General features: G+C 59.7%; 17 protein-coding genes and 1 pseudogene. 10 read left to right on the top strand and 8 right to left on the bottom strand.

Features of this window, described 5'->3' with window-relative positions:
* The first annotated feature begins 110 nt into the window (after positions 1-110).
* Positions 111-899 (top strand): carbon monoxide dehydrogenase subunit G, encoded by a 789-nt coding sequence (locus tag ATY77_RS20290; protein WP_088688553.1) that lies wholly within the window; start codon positions 111-113, stop codon positions 897-899.
* 81 nt (positions 900-980) lie between these two features.
* Here ATY77_RS20290 and ATY77_RS20285 read toward each other — a convergent pair whose 3' ends face one another.
* From ATY77_RS20285 to ATY77_RS20270, 4 genes are read right to left on the bottom strand one after another with little or no spacing between them, the layout of a single operon-like run.
* Positions 981-1,937, bottom strand: coding sequence for a branched-chain amino acid ABC transporter permease (locus ATY77_RS20285; RefSeq protein WP_088688609.1), 957 nt, complete (start codon positions 1,935-1,937; stop codon positions 981-983).
* A 17-nt stretch (positions 1,938-1,954) separates the two neighbouring features.
* On the bottom strand, positions 1,955-2,842 hold the full coding sequence (locus ATY77_RS20280; protein WP_088688552.1) for a branched-chain amino acid ABC transporter permease: 888 nt from the start codon (positions 2,840-2,842) through the stop codon (positions 1,955-1,957).
* A 33-nt stretch (positions 2,843-2,875) separates the two neighbouring features.
* Positions 2,876-3,583, bottom strand: a complete 708-nt coding sequence (locus tag ATY77_RS20275) for an ABC transporter ATP-binding protein (protein WP_190237662.1) — start codon at positions 3,581-3,583, stop codon at positions 2,876-2,878.
* A complete protein-coding gene (locus ATY77_RS20270) occupies positions 3,576-4,334 on the bottom strand; it encodes an ABC transporter ATP-binding protein (RefSeq protein WP_088688551.1) in 759 nt (252 codons plus the stop codon). Before ATY77_RS20270 ends, ATY77_RS20275 begins: the two co-directional genes overlap by 8 nt.
* Positions 4,335-4,599: 265 nt before the next feature.
* On the opposite strand from ATY77_RS20270, the gene ATY77_RS20265 reads away from it, so the two are divergent.
* The 9 genes from ATY77_RS20265 to ATY77_RS20225 all read left to right on the top strand — a co-directional run bounded on the left by ATY77_RS20265 (position 4,600) and on the right by ATY77_RS20225 (position 13,818).
* A complete protein-coding gene (locus tag ATY77_RS20265; protein WP_088688607.1) occupies positions 4,600-5,808 on the top strand; it encodes an ABC transporter substrate-binding protein in 1,209 nt (402 codons plus the stop codon).
* Positions 5,809-5,902: 94 nt separating this feature from the next.
* Entirely contained in the window at positions 5,903-6,670 is a 768-nt protein-coding gene (locus tag ATY77_RS20260; protein WP_088688550.1) for an enoyl-CoA hydratase-related protein, read from the top strand.
* A gap of 66 nt (positions 6,671-6,736) precedes the next feature.
* The gene (locus tag ATY77_RS20255; RefSeq protein WP_088688549.1) at positions 6,737-7,492 is read left to right on the top strand and encodes an SDR family oxidoreductase; all 756 of its coding nucleotides are present in this window, start codon (positions 6,737-6,739) and stop codon (positions 7,490-7,492) included.
* 23 nt (positions 7,493-7,515) lie between these two features.
* Complete coding sequence (locus tag ATY77_RS20250; protein WP_088688548.1) at positions 7,516-9,045, top strand: class I adenylate-forming enzyme family protein; 1,530 nt, start codon at positions 7,516-7,518, stop codon at positions 9,043-9,045.
* A gap of 23 nt (positions 9,046-9,068) precedes the next feature.
* Positions 9,069-10,229, top strand: coding sequence for an iron-containing alcohol dehydrogenase (locus ATY77_RS20245; RefSeq protein ID WP_088688547.1), 1,161 nt, complete (start codon positions 9,069-9,071; stop codon positions 10,227-10,229).
* Positions 10,229-10,672 (top strand): thioesterase family protein, encoded by a 444-nt coding sequence (locus ATY77_RS20240; RefSeq protein ID WP_088688546.1) that lies wholly within the window; start codon positions 10,229-10,231, stop codon positions 10,670-10,672. Before ATY77_RS20245 ends, ATY77_RS20240 begins: the two co-directional genes overlap by 1 nt.
* Positions 10,673-10,696: 24 nt before the next feature.
* Positions 10,697-12,154: an NAD-dependent succinate-semialdehyde dehydrogenase gene (locus tag ATY77_RS20235; protein ID WP_088688545.1), complete on the top strand. Its 1,458-nt coding sequence runs from the start codon at positions 10,697-10,699 to the stop codon at positions 12,152-12,154.
* Positions 12,155-12,157: 3 nt separating this feature from the next.
* The gene (locus tag ATY77_RS20230) at positions 12,158-12,742 is read left to right on the top strand and encodes an adenylate kinase (protein WP_088688544.1); all 585 of its coding nucleotides are present in this window, start codon (positions 12,158-12,160) and stop codon (positions 12,740-12,742) included.
* 44 nt (positions 12,743-12,786) lie between these two features.
* Positions 12,787-13,818, top strand: a complete 1,032-nt coding sequence (locus ATY77_RS20225; RefSeq protein ID WP_245314371.1) for an XdhC family protein — start codon at positions 12,787-12,789, stop codon at positions 13,816-13,818.
* 31 nt (positions 13,819-13,849) lie between these two features.
* Here ATY77_RS20225 and ATY77_RS20220 read toward each other — a convergent pair.
* The 4 genes and pseudogenes from ATY77_RS20220 to otnK all read right to left on the bottom strand — a co-directional run bounded on the left by ATY77_RS20220 (position 13,850) and on the right by otnK (position 18,140).
* Positions 13,850-15,126, bottom strand: a pseudogene (locus ATY77_RS20220) (DUF3422 domain-containing protein).
* 324 nt (positions 15,127-15,450) lie between these two features.
* On the bottom strand, positions 15,451-16,122 hold the full coding sequence (locus tag ATY77_RS20215; RefSeq protein WP_088688543.1) for an NAD(P)-dependent oxidoreductase: 672 nt from the start codon (positions 16,120-16,122) through the stop codon (positions 15,451-15,453).
* Between the two features lie 99 nt (positions 16,123-16,221).
* Positions 16,222-16,869, bottom strand: coding sequence for a 3-oxo-tetronate 4-phosphate decarboxylase (gene otnC / locus ATY77_RS20210; RefSeq protein WP_088688542.1), 648 nt, complete (start codon positions 16,867-16,869; stop codon positions 16,222-16,224).
* Complete coding sequence (gene otnK, locus ATY77_RS20205) at positions 16,866-18,140, bottom strand: 3-oxo-tetronate kinase (protein ID WP_088688541.1); 1,275 nt, start codon at positions 18,138-18,140, stop codon at positions 16,866-16,868. Before otnK ends, otnC begins: the two co-directional genes overlap by 4 nt.
* Positions 18,141-18,142: the final 2 nt, after the last annotated feature.

Raw genomic sequence — 18,142 nt, 5'->3', positions numbered from 1 at the left:
CGAAGCTCGAATTATCACTTGCATTATTAGACTTAAGGTAGGAATGTCAAGCAATGTGATTTCGCCGTCCAAGGCGGCTACATCCAATTATCAGGTGAGGAGATGTACGCATGGAAATGTCAGGCCAGCAGTTAATTCCGGCGACGAGGGAAGACGTATGGGCCGCGCTCAACGATGCGGAGGTGCTCAGAGGTTGCATTCCAGGATGTCAGGAACTGACAAAGTCTTCGGACACGGAAATGACCGCCATTGCGGTTATGAAAGTCGGTCCGGTAAAAGCGCGCTTCCAAGGGGCGGTAACGCTCTCGGACCTTGATCCGCCTAACGGGTATAAGATTACGGGTGAGGGGCAGGGCGGCGTTGCGGGTTTTGCGAAGGGCGTCGCGACCGTGAAACTGGAACCGGCTGACAGCGGAACCGTGCTCATCTACACCGTTGATGCACAGATCGGTGGCAAGCTGTCGCAGCTTGGTGGCAGGCTGATTGATGTTACTGCAAAACAAATGGCGGGCCAATTCTTCAAACGGTTCGCGGAAGAGATCCAGGCGCGGCAGGACGCGGCTGTTGACCCAGGCAGGTTGACCCCGCCGAAATCCGAAGGTGTCTCCCAGAAGGACGAAAGGTCCATTACCAGAGATCGCGCGCGGATAGAGGCAGCATTTAGTCCCGGGCCGTCGCCTGCGGTTGCAGTCGCGCGCGCGGGTCCTTCGATGCCAATCCTAGCGTTTGTGGTGTTCGTGTCCGTGTTGGCTGCGTTGTGGGCGGTCTATGGCGGCCTGCTTCCCAGCCTTCTGCCGGCAGGTGATGACCGCGGTCGAATGTCTCCCGATCTGGCAAGCGCCGTGCAGTTGATAATGGCTGCGGCGATTGGCTACCTCTTTGGCGTCCGAGCTCGATAACAAGAACCGGACGTCTGGCACAAAAAGCCGGAACTATCGTTCCGGCTTTTTCATTTAACTTGCACAAGAAGACTTCATGTATCACTGGCTCCGGCGCTCGAGGAAGAGCTTGAGCTCGCCAAAAACGCCACGCCTGAACATCATTACGCAGATCACGAAAAACAGGCCGATGATGAAGGTGATAGGCAGGCCGCTGGTCGACAAGAAGTGCTCCAGGCCCACGACCAGGGTCGAACCCACGATCGGACCGATCAGCGTTCCCATGCCCCCAAGCAGCGTCATCAGAATGACTTCGCCAGACATGTGCCAGGTGACATCAACCAAAGAGGCAAGCTGGAAAGCGATCGCCTTCATCGACCCGGCAAGGCCCGACAGCGCAGCAGACAAGGTAAACGCGATGAGCTTGTAACGATCTGGCTTGAGGCCGAGCGAAGTCACGCGGGTTTCGTTTTCGCGGATTGCTGAAAGGGTGTGGCCGAAGGGCGAATTGACCGCCCGCCAGATGATCACGAGGCCGATGACCGTACCGCCGAGCACGGTGTAGTACATGGCCGTGATGTTTCGCAAGTCGATCATGCCGAGCAGGTTGCCGCGTGGCACAGCCTGAATGCCGTCCTCTCCGCCGGTAAACGGCATCTGCACGGCCATGAAATAGACGAGTTGTGCAAGGGCCAGCGTAATCATTGCAAAATAGATCCCGTGCCGCCGGATGGACAGCGCGCCGAACACGAGGCCAAGCACGGCCGCAAATGCGGTTCCGGAAAGCACGGCCAGTTCGAAGGGCAAGTGCCAGACTTTTGCGGCGTGAGCCGCGATATAGGCGCCGCCGCCGAAAAATGCCGCGTGGCCAAAGGAGAGTAAACCTGCGTAGCCGAGCGCCAGATTGAATGCCGCTGCGAAAAGCACGAAGCACAGAATCTTGATCAGGAATAGCGGATACGTCACCAGCGGGGCGATAAGCAGGATCGCAGCGACCGCGACCAAGACGAGAAAACATGTTGGTCTAGCAAATCCGCGTGCGGCAGCGGGACTGGACATAGTGGTGCCGTTCATCGTCACGCCTCGCGACTAAACAGGCCTGCCGGCCGGATGAGAATTACCAGCACCATGACCACGAAGACCGCGATCGAGGATGCTGCGGGATAGAAGGTCTTGGTGAGGCCCTCGATGATGCCGAGGCCGAGGGCCGTCACGATAGCGCCACCGATCGATCCCATGCCACCTATGACGACCACGGCGAAGACAACGATGATGATGCTTGAACCCATACCGGGGCTTACCTGATAAAGCGGCGCTGCAAGGGCGCCCGCAAAGCCGGCAAGGCCGACGCAGAAGGCGTAGGTCAGGGTGAGCATCAGGGGCACGTTGATCCCGAAAGCTTGAACCAGGGCCGGGTTCTCGGTGGCAGCCCGCAGGTAGGCGCCGAGCTTCGTGCGCTCGATGGCAAGCCATGTCAGGATGCAGATGACAAGCGAAACCACGATGACCCATGCGCGATACATCGGGAGAAACATGAAGCCGAGATTGATGCCGCCGGTCAACGCCGCAGGGACGGGATAGGGCTTGCCCGCCGCGCCGAAAACATGGCGGAACAGCCCTTCCAGCATCAGCGCGATGCCGAAGGTGAGGAGAAGGCTGTAGAGGTGATCCATCCGATAGAGCCGCTTCAGCAACAGTCGTTCGACGCCGACGCCGAAAATCCCGACCACGATCGGAGCGGCAATCAGAGTCCCCCAATATCCAAGCCCCAGGCGGGAAAAAAGATACCAGGCAGCGAAGCCGCCAAGCATATAGAACGCACCGTGTGCAAAGTTGATCACGTTGAGCATGCCGAAAATGATCGCGAGACCGAGGCTCAATAGCGCGTAGAACGAGCCGTTGATCAAGCCAAGCAGCAATTGGCCGAGAAGGACGGGCAGCGGCACCCCGAGAAAATCAGTCATCGGATTTTACCTGTTGAATGAAGCGTGTCACCGTCAAACCCCGAGATACCGGTTGAGCCGGTCCATGTTGGCGTCAAGCGCGCTATTGGAGATTTCGTCGACGACCTTGCCCTGATCGAGCACGAAGTGGCGATCGGCAACCGATGCTGCGAAGCGCAGATTCTGTTCGACCAGAATGATCGTCATGCCGCGGTCCTTGAGAATGCGCAACGCGGCGCCGATCTCCTCGATGATCACGGGGGCAATGCCTTCCGTCGGTTCGTCGAGAAGGATGAAATCGGCTCCGGTGCGCAAAATTCGGCCGATCGCCAGCATCTGCTGCTCGCCGCCTGAAAGACGCGTTCCGGGCGTGTTGTCGCGCCCCTTCAGATTCGGAAAGAGGGTGTAGATCTCCTCCACGCTCATACCGCCCGATTGCCAGGCGGGCGGAAACATGAGGTTTTCGATGACGTTTAATCTCGAGAAGATTCCGCGTTCCTCCGGCACGTAGCCGATGCCAAGACGAGCGACTTTGTGGGCCGCTACCTTCAGGAGGTCGGTGCCCTTATAGGTGCTCGCGCCGGTCCGTTTGCCGACAACGCCGATCAGGCTTCGCAGCGTAGTCGTCTTGCCGGCACCATTGCGGCCGATCAGAGTGACGACTTCGCCTCTTCTGACATTGAAGTTAACGCCGTGCAGAACATGACTCTCGCCATACCAGGCTTCGAGATTGCTGACGTTCAAGAGTGCAGGATCAGCCATGGGCGCCTCCCATATAGGCTTTGCGAACTTCGGCGTTGGTCGAAACCTCTGAATAGGTTCCCTCCGCAATCACCTCACCACGGCGGAGCACCGTGATCGTGTCGGATAGATCCGCGACGACGCCGAGGTTGTGCTCGACCATCAGTACGGTACGGCTTTTGCCGACGCGTCGGATCAGCGATGCCGTTTTGCCAATGTCTTCCGTGCCCATGCCGGCCATCGGTTCGTCGAGCAGCAAAACTTCCGGTTCCAGCGCGAGTGTGGTTGCCAGTTCAAGGGCGCGCTTGCGTCCGTAGGACAATTCGCTCGCCTTCGTTCGCGCCTTCTCGGCAAGACCGACGCTTTCGAGAAGGGAGAGCGCCTCCTCGTCGAAGCGCTTCAGACACCGGTTGGACTTCCAGAATGAGAAAGTCTCACGCTCGCGGGCCTGAAGCGCCACCCGCACATTTTCGTGCGCGCTCAGGTGCGGAAACACCGACGAGATCTGGAACGAGCGAACGAGGCCAAGCCGCGCGATGTCGGCAGGCGCCATGTCAGTAATGTCGCGGCCCTTGAAGAAAATTTGCCCCGAACTCGGGGAAAGAAACTTGGTCAACAAGTTGAACAGCGTGCTCTTCCCGGCGCCGTTGGGGCCGATCAGCGCGTGGATCTGTCCCGGCCAGATCCGGATATCGACGTTGTTCACGGCGACGAAGCCGCCGAACGAGCGCGTCAAATTGCGCGCCTCGATTATGGGTGCGTTCTCCGGCACGGATCCTCCCTATCTGCTCGATTTCCTCCAGTGGCGTCAGACGATGACTGCCACGCACCTCTCCTCGCGAAAGGCAGTTTTAGAAAAACACACAAAGTCTAATAATGCAAGCTTGCACAACTGTGAAAATTCTGTCTATCTTACTCCTCGAAGCCCACAATGGCGCATCATATATCGGCGTCTGGCTTACAGTAAGTATGATAGAGCAAGTTTATTGTTGGCGCTCGCGGAGGAGCTGCAGCGCCGGATCTGGGAGGATGGAATGTTGAAACGTCTACGAATTTTGCTGTCTTGCGCCGGGGCTATCGGCGCTATGTGCGTACAGGTCCAGGCCCAGGATTCAGGGCCGATCCGGATCGGCGTCCTGACCGACGTTAGCGGCCAGTTCTCGCACGAGGCCGGCGAGGGGGCGATTGCCGCCGTCAAGATGGCGGTCGAGGATTTTGGTGGCAAGGTCCTCGACCGTCCGCTGGAAGTCGTCGTCGCGGACCATCAGAATAAGCCGGAGGTGGCGGTGGCCACGGCCCGCGAATGGTATGGCTCGCAGGGCGTGACGATGATCAACAACCTGATCAATTCGGGCATAGCTCTGGCTGTCACGCAGGTTGCCAAGGACGAGGACAAGATCGCCATCGTCAACGGCTCCGGTTCGTCACGCCTGACGAACGACGGCTGCACGCCGAACAGCATCCACTACTCATATGATACTTATGCGCTCGCCAACGGCACCGCCAACGAACTGATCCGGGAAGGCAAGAAGAACTGGTACTTCCTGACTGCCGACTACGCCTTCGGCCATGCGCTCGAGGCGGATGCAACCCAGATCGTCAAGGCAAACGGGGGAACCGTTTCCGGCGCCGTCCGCTATCCGATCGAGACTGCCGACCACAGTGCCTTCATGCTGCAGGCGCAGGCATCGCCTGCCGATGTCGTCGCTATGGCCGGTTCCGGTACGACCTTCGTGAATGCGGTCAAATCCGCCGCCGAATTCGGGCTTGCCTCGTCGGGCAAGACGGTTGCCGGCCTGCTTGTCTGGGATACGGACGTCCATTCCCTCGGGCTCGAAACGGCGCAGGGCATGATCCTGACGAATGCCTTCTACTGGGATCGCGACGACGAGACCCGGGCTTTCGCCAAGAAGTTCGAGGCGCGCGTCGGTCGTCCGCCGCATATGGGCGACGCAGGAGACTACTCCTCGACCATGCACTACCTGCAGGCCGTCAAGGCCGCCGGCACGACGGACACCAAGAAGGTTATGGCTAGTATGAAGGAGACGCCGATCAACGACTTCTTCGCAAAGGGCGGCAAGATCCGCGAGGACGGCCGGATGGTGCATGACATGTACGTTTACCAGGTAAAGACGCCGGCCGAATCCAAGAGCGAATGGGACCTGTTGAAGCTTGTCACGACCATTCCCGGCGACAAGGCGTTCCGCCCGCTTTCCGAGAGCCAATGCCCTCTGGTCAAGAAGTGAACGAAATGGAGTACCCGGCTTTCTTGCGCCGGGCACTCCCACCGCGATCGCATGGGCCACTAGTCCGGGGTCAGCAGGGAAGAGAAGAGCAGAAATGAGTGATATTCTGGTGGAGAAATCCGACGGTATAGCCACCGTCACACTGAATCGGCCCATGCAGCGCAACGCTGTGACCTATTCGATGTGGTGCGAGCTTGCGGAGCTATTTCGTCAGTTCGACGGTGATACGGATATTCGCGCTATTCTGTTGATGGGTGCGGGAAGCGATTTTTCTGCCGGCGCTGATATCAGCGAATTCGAGACGGTCCGGGGGGGAGTGGAGGAAAGCACACGCTACGAGGTCGCCGTCGATGCGGCGGGTGACGCCATCTACGAGGTCTCCAAGCCCACGGTTGCGGTTGTGCGCGGTTATTGCCTGGGTGGTGCTGCTCATCTTGCCATGTCCTGCGATTTTCGGATCGCGGAAGAGAGTGCCACCTTCGGCATTCCCGCCGCCCGCCTGTCGATCGTCTATGGCGTCTCCGCGACCCGCAAACTGTTTTCGCTCGTCGGCGTCAGCGAGGCAAAACGAATTCTTTACTCGGCAAGTCGATTCACTGCGCGCGACGCGCTTGCCACCGGTTTCATCGACGAGCTTGCATCGGATGCGCACGCGGCTGCTCTGGAACGCGCCAATGCCATGGCATCCAACGCTCCCCTGACGATCAGGGGTGCCAAGTTCATCCTCAACGGCTGTGCCCGGGGGGATCTCGACCTTGTCGAGGCGGAAACACTGATCGACAAGGCGAGTTCAAGTCACGACTACGCCGAAGGACGCAAGGCGTTCGGCGAGAAGCGCTCGCCGCGGTTTCTGGGCCGATAACGGTTTTCGGCCTCATTCACCAATTCGCTGCGAAGGCAGCAATTCAAGTATCAAGGAGACAATGCAATGGAGACCAATCTCAAGGGCAAGGTGGCGTTGGTCACGGGCGGTGGCCGGGATGTCGGAGGCGATATCGCACGCGCTCTCGCTGCCGAAGGCGCCGTCGTCGCGGTGAACTACAGCCGTTCCAGGGATGAAGCTGAGGCCGTTGTCACATCCATCGAGGCGGGCGGCGGAAAGGCGAAAGCCTACCAGGCTGACGTCAGCGACAATGCCCAGGTCAAGGCGATGATCGCCGCCGTCACGGCGGACTTTGGCACGGTCGACATTCTCGTCAACAATGCCGGTTACGTGAAGTACCAGCGGTTCGTTGACTCGACCCCGCAAGACTGGAAGCAGCAGATCGACGTGTGTCTCTACGGCGCGATCAATTGTTGCCATGAGGTGGCGCCGCTGATGATCGCGCAGAACTCCGGCCGCATCATCAATCTCGTAGGCGACAGCTCACGCATCGGCGAAGCCAACCTTGCACTTGCCGCCGCGGCGCGCGGCGGTACAATCGCGCTCGGCAAGTCGCTTGCCCGGGAATTTGGCCGCAACAACGTCACCGTCAACACGGTCTCGCTCGGCCTGATCGAGACCTCCCATTCGGACCCGGAATTCCTCGAGAAGAACCGGGAGAAGATCGTCAAGGCCTACCCGTTGCGCCGTATCGGCAGGCCCGACGATATCGCCCCAATGGTCACCTTCCTCGCTTCGGAGACATCGTCCTGGGTGACGGGCCAGGTGATCAGTGTCAACGGCGGCTTTTGCATGGTCTAACGGGAGGATTGGGAGGAGCCAAGATGATACGTTACGATTTGATCGCGCCCGTCGGCGAAATCCTTCGGCGAAATGCGCGCCTTTATCCTGAAAAAATGGCGTTCGAGGACAGGATGCGTTCGGTTTCCTATCCGCAGCTCGATGCGGAGACTGAAGCCCTGGCTTCCCACCTCGTCGCTCGTGGACTTCGGCAGGGGCAGGCCGTCGCAATATTCCTGCCGAATTCCGTCAACTGGGTGGTCGCCTGCCTCGCCGTCGTGCGCGCAGGCGGCATCTGCGTCCCGATAAGCATTGATTCCACCGAAGCCGAGCTCGCATACCGTATCACCGACGCCGGATGCGCGGTGCTGGTTGCCCTGCCGGAGAAACGGACGATGGCAGACGCGGTCTTGTCGCGGCTAGACAGGCCTGTCCTCGTGATCGATGCGGACCCGGCCTCCGGATTTTTAGGGGTGGAGCGGCCGCAGTCGTCCGGTTTCGAGGACGACCGCGATGTCGATCGGCCGGCCTATATCGTCTACACGTCGGGAACGACCGGGCAGCCCAAGGGCGTGCTTCTCTCGACACGATCCATGTTGTGGGTGACGGCCGCCTGCTGGGCGCCGATCGCGGGGATGGACGAGAACGACGTCGTCCTCAACACGCTCCCGCTCTATCATTCCTATGCGCTCAACATCGCGGTCCTCTCCATCATCGCGCTTGGCGCCAGCGAATACATCATGGAGAAATTCTCGACTACGCAGGCAACCGAACTGCTACGGTCGGGACGCTTCACGTTCATGCCCGGCGTGCCGACCGTCTTTCACTATTTCCTCTCCGCATGCCAAACAAACGGCGAGAAACTGCTGTCGTCGGTGAGGCTTTGCGTGTCGGCGGGTGCCATCCTTCCCGGCACGCTGAACAACGACTTCGAGGAATTCTTCGGGGTCGCGCTGCTCGACGGTTACGGCATTACCGAGACTTCCACGATGGTGACAATGAACTGGCCCGGCCGCTGGCGCGTGTCAGGTTCCTGCGGCCTGCCGCTTCCCGGCGTCACAGTCCGGCTGGTAGATCCTAAAACCGGCCTCGACGTTCCGGTCGGCAGCGAAGGCGAGCTGATCTGCAAGGGGCCGAACCTGATGCAGGGCTATCACAACAAACCACAGGAGACCCAGAAAGCCGTCGTCGATGGCTGGTATCGCACAGGCGATCTCGCCAAGGCCGATGCGAACGGTTTCCTGACGATCACCGGCCGCCTGAAGGAGTTAATCATTCGCGGCGGGCAGAACATCGCGCCAACCGAGGTCGAGGAGACGATCCTGCTTGATCAAGCCGTCATAGACTGCGCCGTCATCGGCATGCCGCATACGATGCTGGGCGAGGTTCCGGTGGCCTGTGTCGTTCTTAAGGATGCCGAGGCTTTCGATCAGGCAGCCCTCCTTACCCACTGCAAGAAGCGCCTGTCTGCCTACAAGGTTCCTGATCGCATCTACATCGTCGACGAAATACCGCGAACAGGATCCGGCAAGATCCTGCGCGTGAAGCTGCGCGACAGCCTGCCTGCCGCGTGAGGGAAGTGACAGAGGAGAATTGCATGAACCCTTTCATATTCACCACGACCCCGCAGATCGTTTTCCGGCCGGGTGCGGCCGCCGGGATCGGCGACATCGTCAAGAAGAAGCTGGGCGAGCGCATCCTGTTCGTGACCGACGCTGGTCTGCGCAGGCTAGGGCTTTGCGATCCGGCTCTGGCCTCGCTTTCAGGGTCGGGTATCGAGGTGACCGTGTTCGACAGCGTCGAAGCCGATCCGTCTCTTGCGACCGTGATGGCGGCATCGGACATGGCGAGGCCAGCGGGTGTTACCGGCATCATCGGTTTCGGCGGCGGGTCTTCGCTCGACGTTGCCAAGATCGTGGCTCTTCTCTGCGGATCGGGCGAGGATATCGACGAGGCCTGGGGTGTCGGCAACGCCAAGGGGCCTCGCCTGCCGCTGGTGCTTGTGCCGACCACTGCCGGGACCGGATCCGAGGTCACGTCGGTTTCGATCATCACCGTCGGCGGGGACGAGAAGCGCGGCGTATCGTCGCCGATCATCCTGCCCGATATCGCGATCCTCGATGCTGATCTGACGATCGGCCTTCCCGCCGATATCACGGCGGCTACCGGCATCGACGCCATGGTGCATGCGATCGAATCCTATGCCTCGAAAAGCGCCAACAACAATCCGCTGTCCAAGATGCTGGCGCGCCAGGCGCTTCAGCTGCTGGGCGCGAATATCGAGAAGGCCGTGTCCGACGGTCAAGACCGCGCCGCGCGCGGTGCGATGCTGCTTGGCTCGATGCTTGCCGGGCAGGCCTTCGCGAACTCCCCCGTCGCCGCCGTACATGCGCTGGCTTATCCGATCGGTGGGACCTTCCATATCCCCCATGGCCTATCCAACGCGCTGGTTCTTCCGCATGTTCTGCGGTTCAACGCACCTGATGCCGCATCGGTTTACGCGGAAATCGCCGCCGATGCATTTCCGGATCTTGTGTCAGAACGGGAGGATGAGGGGCGCTGCGCCGCCTTCATCGAGCGGCTTGCCGGACTGTCGGAAAAGCTCGGGCTTCAGTCACGGCTTCGCGACGTCGGCATCGGCGAGGAGCATCTTGCGGTCATGGCGCGCGACGCCATGAAGCAGACGCGCCTCCTCGTCAACAACCCCCGCGAGGTGAGCGAAAGGGATGCGCTCTCGATATACAGGGCGGCCTGGTAATGGCGAAGCGCGAAACTCCCTCACGACGCTCTGCCTACAAGGTGTTCCGCACGACCGGCCTACGCTGGTCGGACAACGACACCTACGGGCACATGAACAACGTGGTGCATTACACGCTCTTCGATACCGCGGTGAATGCCTTTCTCATCGAAAACGGCGTGCTCGACATCAAGGCTGGCACCGAGGTGTTTCTCGTCGTGGAGACGGGCTGCCGCTACCATGCCGAAATGACCTTTCCCGATCAGGTGACGGCAGGCATTCGGGTGGCGAGGCTAGGCAGTTCGTCGGTTCGCTACGAGATCGGCCTGTTCCGTAACGATGAAGGCGGGGCCGCAGCCGAAGGTTTTTTCATCCATGTCAACGTTGATCGCCTGTCGCGCCGACCGGTGCCGTTCGGCGACAAGGCCAGAGCGCTGCTTGAGCCGCTTCTGGTCGAAGCATGATTAAGTTCAAACAAGGATAACCCCATGGCAGTTCCCACCCTCAAGGATCCATTGCTGCTGCGCAGGCAGTGCTTCATCGGCGGAGAATGGCGCGACGCCGACGACGGCCGGGTGATTGATGTCACCAATCCTGCTGACGGTTCCGTCGTTGCAAGCGTTCCCCGAATGGGGGCCGGTGAAACGCGGCGGGCCATCGAGAGCGCCGAACAAGCACAGTCCGGTTGGAGGGAGCTTTCCGGAAAGCAACGTGCTGCCATCCTGCGGAAATGGTTCGATCTTCTGATCGAGAACCAGGACGACCTTGCCGCCATCATGACGGCCGAGCAGGGCAAGCCGCTTTTTGAGGCCAGGGGCGAGATCGCCTATGCGGCGTCCTACATTGAATGGTTCGGCGAAGAGGCCAAGCGTGTCTACGGCGACACCATTCCGGCTCCGACGCCCGACAAGCGCATTGTCGTCATCAAGCAGCCGATCGGAGTTTGCGCAGCGATCACACCCTGGAATTTCCCGGCAGCGATGATCACCCGGAAAGTCGGGCCAGGTCTGGCTGCAGGCTGCACCATGATCATCAAGCCGGCCAGCCAGACGCCGCTTTCGGCGCTTGCTCTCTGCGTTCTGGCGGAGCGTGCAGGCGTGCCGAAGGGCGTGCTTTCCTGCGTGACGGGGTCGGCCGGTGACATCGGCGCCGAACTGACGTCCAATCCAGCCGTTCGCAAGCTCAGCTTCACCGGTTCGACGGAAATCGGCAAGGTCCTGATGGTCCAGTGCGCGGCAACCGTGAAGAGGACCTCGATGGAGCTTGGTGGAAACGCGCCCTTCATCGTCTTCGACGACGCCGACGTGGGGGCCGCCGTCAAAGGCGCGATCGCCTCGAAATACCGCAATGCCGGCCAGACTTGTGTCTGCGCCAACCGTTTTCTCGTCCAGAGCGGCATATACGACACTTTCGTAGCCCGATTATCGGACGCCGTATCCCAATTGAGCGTCGGGGATGGATTTGCGTCCGGTGTACAGATCGGCCCGCTGATCGACGAGAAGGCGGTCGCAAAGGTCGAGGAGCTTGTTTCGGACGCCATCAGCCACGGCGGCAGAGTGGTGGCGGGCGGCGGCCGGCATGCGCTCGGCCACAGCTTCTATCAGCCGACAGTGATCGCCGACGTCTCGTCGAAATCCCAGATCTTCGGCGAGGAGATTTTCGGGCCGGTCGCGCCGATTTTCCGGTTTGAAACAGAAAGCGAAGCAATTGAGCTTGCCAACAAAACGCAATTCGGACTTGCCGCCTATTTTTACGGCCGTGACATTTCCAGGATTTGGCGAGTCGCCGAGGCGCTTGAGGCCGGCATCATCGGCATCAACGAAGGACTGATCTCGACCGAGGTCGCGCCGTTCGGTGGCGTGAAGGAAAGCGGAAATGGTCGCGAGGGGTCCAAGTACGGAATGGATGACTATCTTGAGATCAAATATCTGTGCATGGGAGTCTGAGGAATGACGAGACTTGTTTTCATTGGCCCGCCCGGCGCTGGGAAAGGGACGCAGGCGGAACGGCTTATACGGGAGCGAGGCTTGTTGCATATCTCGACCGGTGATCTGCTTCGCGACGCGATCAAGGCACAAAGCGCACTCGGCGTTCAGGCGAAAGCCGCCGTCGATTCGGGCAGGCTGGTGCCGGACGAGGTCGTCATAAGTCTCGTGGAAGAAGGCCTTGAAAATGCCGCCGGCCGGGCTGGCTACATCCTCGATGGTTTTCCGCGCACGGTCGCACAAGCAGGCGCACTAGAGGCACATCTTGCCGAGAAAAATCTGCCACTGGATCACGTGATGCTCTTTGATATTCCTCTCGAGCTGCTTGAAGCTCGCATCAGGACGCGGGCGGAGCAGTCACGGGAGGCTGGAGGAAGCAGCCGCTCGGATGACAATCCGGAAGTGTTAAAGCGAAGGGTAGAGGAGTTTATCAGCGCAACGGCGCAGTTGTCACCATTTTACGAGCAACGCGGACTTCTGCGCCGGATCGACGCAAGGCAGGACGTCGAGACGGTCGCTGCCGCCATCGCTTCGACCATAGGCGGGTGAGCGTCTCGTTAGGAGAGAAATGTGACCTATCGCTGGAGGAAGCCATGGCGGCGCGGGACCAGATGACGGACCCTGTCGTCCCCGCGATAGGCCTCTCGACAGACGAGCCTCTTGAAATTTTGCGTTATGCTCGCGCCTCGGTCGACGCGGGCATAGCGACCGCCCTGGTAACCTTGGTCGAGATCCACGGCGGCTCGGCACGCCCGCTCGGCTCTCAAATGGTCGTCAGGGCAGATGGACTCTATTGCGGCTTCGTTTCTGGCGGTTGTACAGAGAACGCCGTTGCAGCAGAAGCATTGGAGGCCTTGCAAAACGGGCATGATCGCTTCCTGCGGCTCGGCGAAGGGTCGCGGTTTTTTGATATTGTTCTTTCGTGCGGAGGAGGGATCAATCTCGCTATCCACCGGCTGCAGAGCGGCAAAGAATTGGAGGAGGTGATCGGCGAACTCGAGCTAAGGCGTGGAATAGCTCTCAGATATAGTCCCGCCTCCGAGAGACTATCCGTCGACCGTCGGTTCCGTGGTGTGTCGCAGTGGAATGGGGAAGATTTCGTCATCGCCTACCAACCGACCACCAGATTGCTCGTTTTTGGCCGTTCGATCGAAGCGACGGCAACGGCAGACGTCGCGCGCGCCGCCCACATCGACATTCATCTCGTCGACGGACAGATGACGGCCAGTTCTTTAGAGTCGTTGATCGATCCATTTACCGCGGTCGCATTGCTCTATCACGACCTTGACCGGGAGATACCGCACTTGCGGCTCGTGCTCGACAGCCGGGCCTTTTATATCGGAGCTTTGGGAAGTTTGCGCACACACGGTAGGCGGATCAAGGCTCTGGCCGACGACGGCTATAGCGAGGCCGATGTCGACCGGATCAAAGCTCCGATCGGAATTTTCGGCAAAGCTAAAAGTGCGTCTTCTCTGGCATTGTCGATTGTCGCAGACGTCGTGGCGGCGAGAATGTCTGCCAATCTTAGATTCAAAACGCAGTCCCCCAGCGAGCCATTACCTGAAGAAGAGATGACCGCCTCCGCTGAACCGCCTCGTGGAGATACTCAAGAGCTGCTTGATTGATCGAGCTTGTTGAGGCGAGGTTGCGCCGCCGCTAGCTCTCTGCTTTCAGCGCATGCTTGACGCGCAGAATGGTGATCACAACAGATCCCACAACGACCGGAACAGCGACGAGCATGATCATTGGATCGAAATGGAACCCAGCGTGGTCTGCCGTTTCATACACGAACTTCAGCAAGCTCAACAAATAGTAGCTGATTGCAATGATCGAAAAGCCTTCGACCGCGCGCTGGATCTTGACCTGCGTCGCGGCGCGATCAGCCATGGCCTGGATCTGTGTCGCGTTCTGGAATTCGATCTCGACCTGAATTCGGGTTTGCAACAAGTCGAGCAAGTGCATCGCAGCCCTCGATAGTTGCTCAAGCCTCAAGGCGGTCGCTTCGCAGGTACGCACCGCTGGCTTGAACCGCCGCTCCACGAAGGTACCGAAGCGTTGAAAGCCGACGACGTGCGTTTCCCGTAAAAGCGCGATCCTCTCCTCAACGATCTTGGCGTAGGCTGCGGTTGCGCCGAACCTGTTTCTGGTCTCGGCGGTGGCCGAGATGACATGGGATGAGAGAGCGGTAATCTCCTCGAGCAATTGCTTGTGCTGATGTGCGGGCGTACGAAGATTGCGATTGGTCAGCTGAACCAGCTCCGTGTCATATCCGCCGAGAAGCGGGGCGAGACGACGCGCTTCCGGCAATCCGAGAAGCGCCATGGATCTGTAGGTTTCGATCTCGAAGATGCGGCGTACCATGCGCCCCAGGCGGTGTGCGTTTAGATCCTTGTTGAACAGGATAATTCTACTTGAATTGTCCCCTCGAACACGAAAATCGGAGCAAACCTGCGCCGCGCCCCCACCGATCAATGAGGCGGCGGTATCACCGAAGTCGAAGGTTTCCAGCACCGGTCCCAGCTTGTCAGGAGGGTTCCCGAGGACAAGGATACTGACGTGACAAACGAGCAGCGGTGAGTTCAATCTGCGAGCTCGGCAAAGTCACTTTCAAGGAGGTCAGATTCCGGCCAGCCCCCTGGCTCGCTGTCAAGTTTCCGGACGCGCGTAACCGTCACGAATTCAGTGTGCCTTTCGACTCTAACCGAAATCGTGCCATCAGCTTTGAGACTGTCGTGGAACTCCTTGATCACACCGTCTCTGGGCATGAAAGCAACGTGCTCAACAATTGCCGGACCGTTGAAATAGATCGACGGTCGAGCGTGAAGCTCGGAGTTGAAGTCTGCCGTCTGCTGTTTGAAAGCAGTTGGACGAGAGATCTGTACACAAGGAGACGCCGTTGCCGACGCTGCTTCTTCCGCACCCTTCGAAATCACGTCTATGTTCCCCATTTTCAGAAGTGCAAACCGCGGCGAACCTTATGAAGCGAATGCAAGCAACTTGGAAGCCCGCCCGGATATGATAAATTTGCTGATCCGCGTTCGACCTTCTTTTGAAAGGTCACAGCAGCTTAAGAAGCTAGGAGACCCCCGCTGGTATGTCACGCCAGCTGTACTTCGGGCGATAACCTAGAACGTCTCGGGCCATTTGGCTTGAGACAAGACTGCCATGTTCAGCAAGTTGTCCTTGTAGCGGTACATTGGGATAATAAGCAGCCATAAGGGCACGTGTGGGCCGCGCCAACACGGTATCATCTGCTGCTATCGCGAGGTGATGAAAACCATTGAGGCTTGCGTTGAGCGCAAGCGAAATGGCCTGGGCACAGTCCGGCTGTCAACATAGGACCACAGGTTCCATTTTTGAAAGCCGGGATTATCTTCGCAAGCTTTCATTGCATCATATTGGTGGGGCTCTTTTACCCAAGAAAACCGCAGGCCGATCATTTTGAGCGCAGGATCCCAGCGGCAGAACTCGGCTGCGACGGATTCGTCTACAAGTTTGGAAAGCGCGTAGCTACTCTCAGGCTTCGAGGTCAGCTTGTCATCGGCCGGAAAATAGGCAGGTGGATCGTCAAACGGGACGCCCAGCAAGGTCTCACTGCTCGCAAAAACAATGTTCTTTATGCCCGCGATCTTTGCCGCTTGGAAAACATTGTAGCTGATGGCGGTATTGGTGTGAAATATGTGCGTGCTCGCAGCGACTTTCGCGCCTACTATCGCAGCAAGATGGACGATGCCATCAATCCCGGATTCGATATCGGCGACCGCATCAAGGACCTGGCCATAGTCCCGCATATCGACGCGCGCGAACGGGCACCTCATGTCGGATGACGGCACCTCGTCGATTCCGATGACCTCGTGCCCCTCTTCGAGAAGGCGTTCAATCGCCGCGCGCTCGATTCGTCCGCTGCTTCCAGTGACCAGAAGTTTCATGGCATTTCTCCTTTGACGGGCCGCTCAATGGCACGAACGAGAGTGCAGGTTACGGCACCCAGACCCGCTGGGTTCCTCCTGGTTCGTAACGCGCTCTTGTCACCTCGAGAGATTGATCAAGGTGGCCCTTTCCTCGGCGGTGAGCGGCCGGACCTCGTGGTTCTGCAAGAGCAAGAAGAGCTTCGCCGTTTCCTCCAACTCCTCTGTCGCGTACTGGGCGTCCTTTAGGGACTTGCCCGCGACGACAGGTCCATGGTTTGCCATCAACACCGCATGATGGTTCGCGGCGGCGGCTCCCACCGCCGCCGCCAGCGCTTCGTCTCCGGGAGGAAAATACGGCACGAGCGGCAGGAAACCGATACGCATGACATAGTAGGCGGTCAGGGGCGGCAGAACGTCGCGCTCGTTGACCTGCTTCAGCAAGCTGACGGCAACCGAATAGGTTGAATGCAGGTGGACGACGGCTCGGCGATTGTCCTTACCGCAATACATGCACTTGTGGAGGAACGCCTCCTTGGTGGGCTTGTCACCTCCGACATGCACGCCTTCCGCCGAAAAGCAGGACAGCCGTGCTGGATCGAGCACGCCCAGCGAAGCGTTGGTGGGCGTCATCAGAATGCGACCGTCCGACAGACGGACGCTGATGTTGCCGGTCGATCCTGCGGTCAGCCCGCGGTCGAAGAGCGAGCGGCCGACCTCGACCATCTCGTCGCGGACCTTCGTCTCTTCGGATATGGAGCATATCATCGGAGCCGGTCCCAAGCGTTCATGAAGAAGTCTCGTTCGCCGAAGTTGCCGGACTTCAACGCGAGCGACAGAGATCGCCCCTGGCTCGTTGCGTGTACCCACGGCACTCCGGGGGCGATTTCGTTGCCAATCGAGAGCTGGTCGACGCCTAGCGACTTCACCACCGCTCCCGACGTCTCGCCGCCAGCGACGATGAGATCGCTCACACCCTTCTCGACGAGCCTTCGCGCGATTGAGGAGAGGGCGGCCTCGACCATCTCGCCGGACTGCGCGGCGCCCAGCTTGCGTTGGTTTTCCTTCACCTCGTCGGGCAGAGCCGTCGCATAGATGAGAACAGGCTTGCGGCTCAGACGGGACGAGGCCCACTCGACGGCCTCGCCGACGACATCGCCGCCGTCCGCCAGCTTCGAGAGGTCGACGCGGAAACCCTCGTGGTCTGCGAGCATCGCCTCTACCTGTCCGTTGGTTGCGACCGAGCAGCTACCGGAGACGACGGCTCTGTAGCCTTCGTCCAAGTCAGTCGTAACGGCAGCGTCGCGGCTGTTCCCGCCGGCAAGAAGAACACGAGCCAGCCCATATGCCAGGCCCGACGCACCGGTGAACAGCACGAAATCCTTGAATGCCTGGGCAATCTCGACAAGGTCCTCGTCAGCCAGGGCGTCGATGACGACAATACGCGTGCCGTCGCCGTGGATGGGGGCGGCCCATTCGGCGATGGCGGACGCCCCTTGCTTCACCGTCTCGTAATAGCATCCGGTGATTTCGGCCCGCGACTGCGCCCCGAGCACCCGCAGCAGGTTCGCGTCTGTCATCGGCGTCAACGGATGATTGCGCATGCCGGACTCGTCCAGCGGCACGTCGCCGACGAACAGGTTGCCCTTGTAAACCGTCCGGCCGTTGGCAGGGAAGGCGGGGCAGGCGATCGTTATGGATTGGCCGAGCTCCGCAAGCATCGCGTCGGCGACCGGGCCGATGTTGCCCTTCGCCGTGGAATCGAACGTCGAGCAGTACTTGAAGTAGTACTTCTGCGCGCCACGGCCACGCAGCCATCGCAGTGCGGCCAAGGACTCCTCGACCGCCATTTGCGGAGGTGCCGTTCGAGTCTTGAGGGCGACAACGATTACGTCGGCGTCAATGTCTCTGTCGTCTTCAGGAACGCCGATCAGCACCGTCGTTTTGAGGCCGGCGCGCGCGAAGATGTTCGCGACGTCAGTCGCTCCCGTGAAATCGTCGGCCGCGCAGCCGACCAGCAACTTTCCGGCGGCCACCATGG

It is taken from the genome of Rhizobium sp. R634 (assembly GCF_002211305.1).
Lineage (GTDB): Bacteria > Pseudomonadota > Alphaproteobacteria > Rhizobiales > Rhizobiaceae > Rhizobium.
The sequence above is the reverse complement of the archived record's forward strand: the minus strand, read 5'-3'. Positions and strand labels throughout refer to the sequence as shown.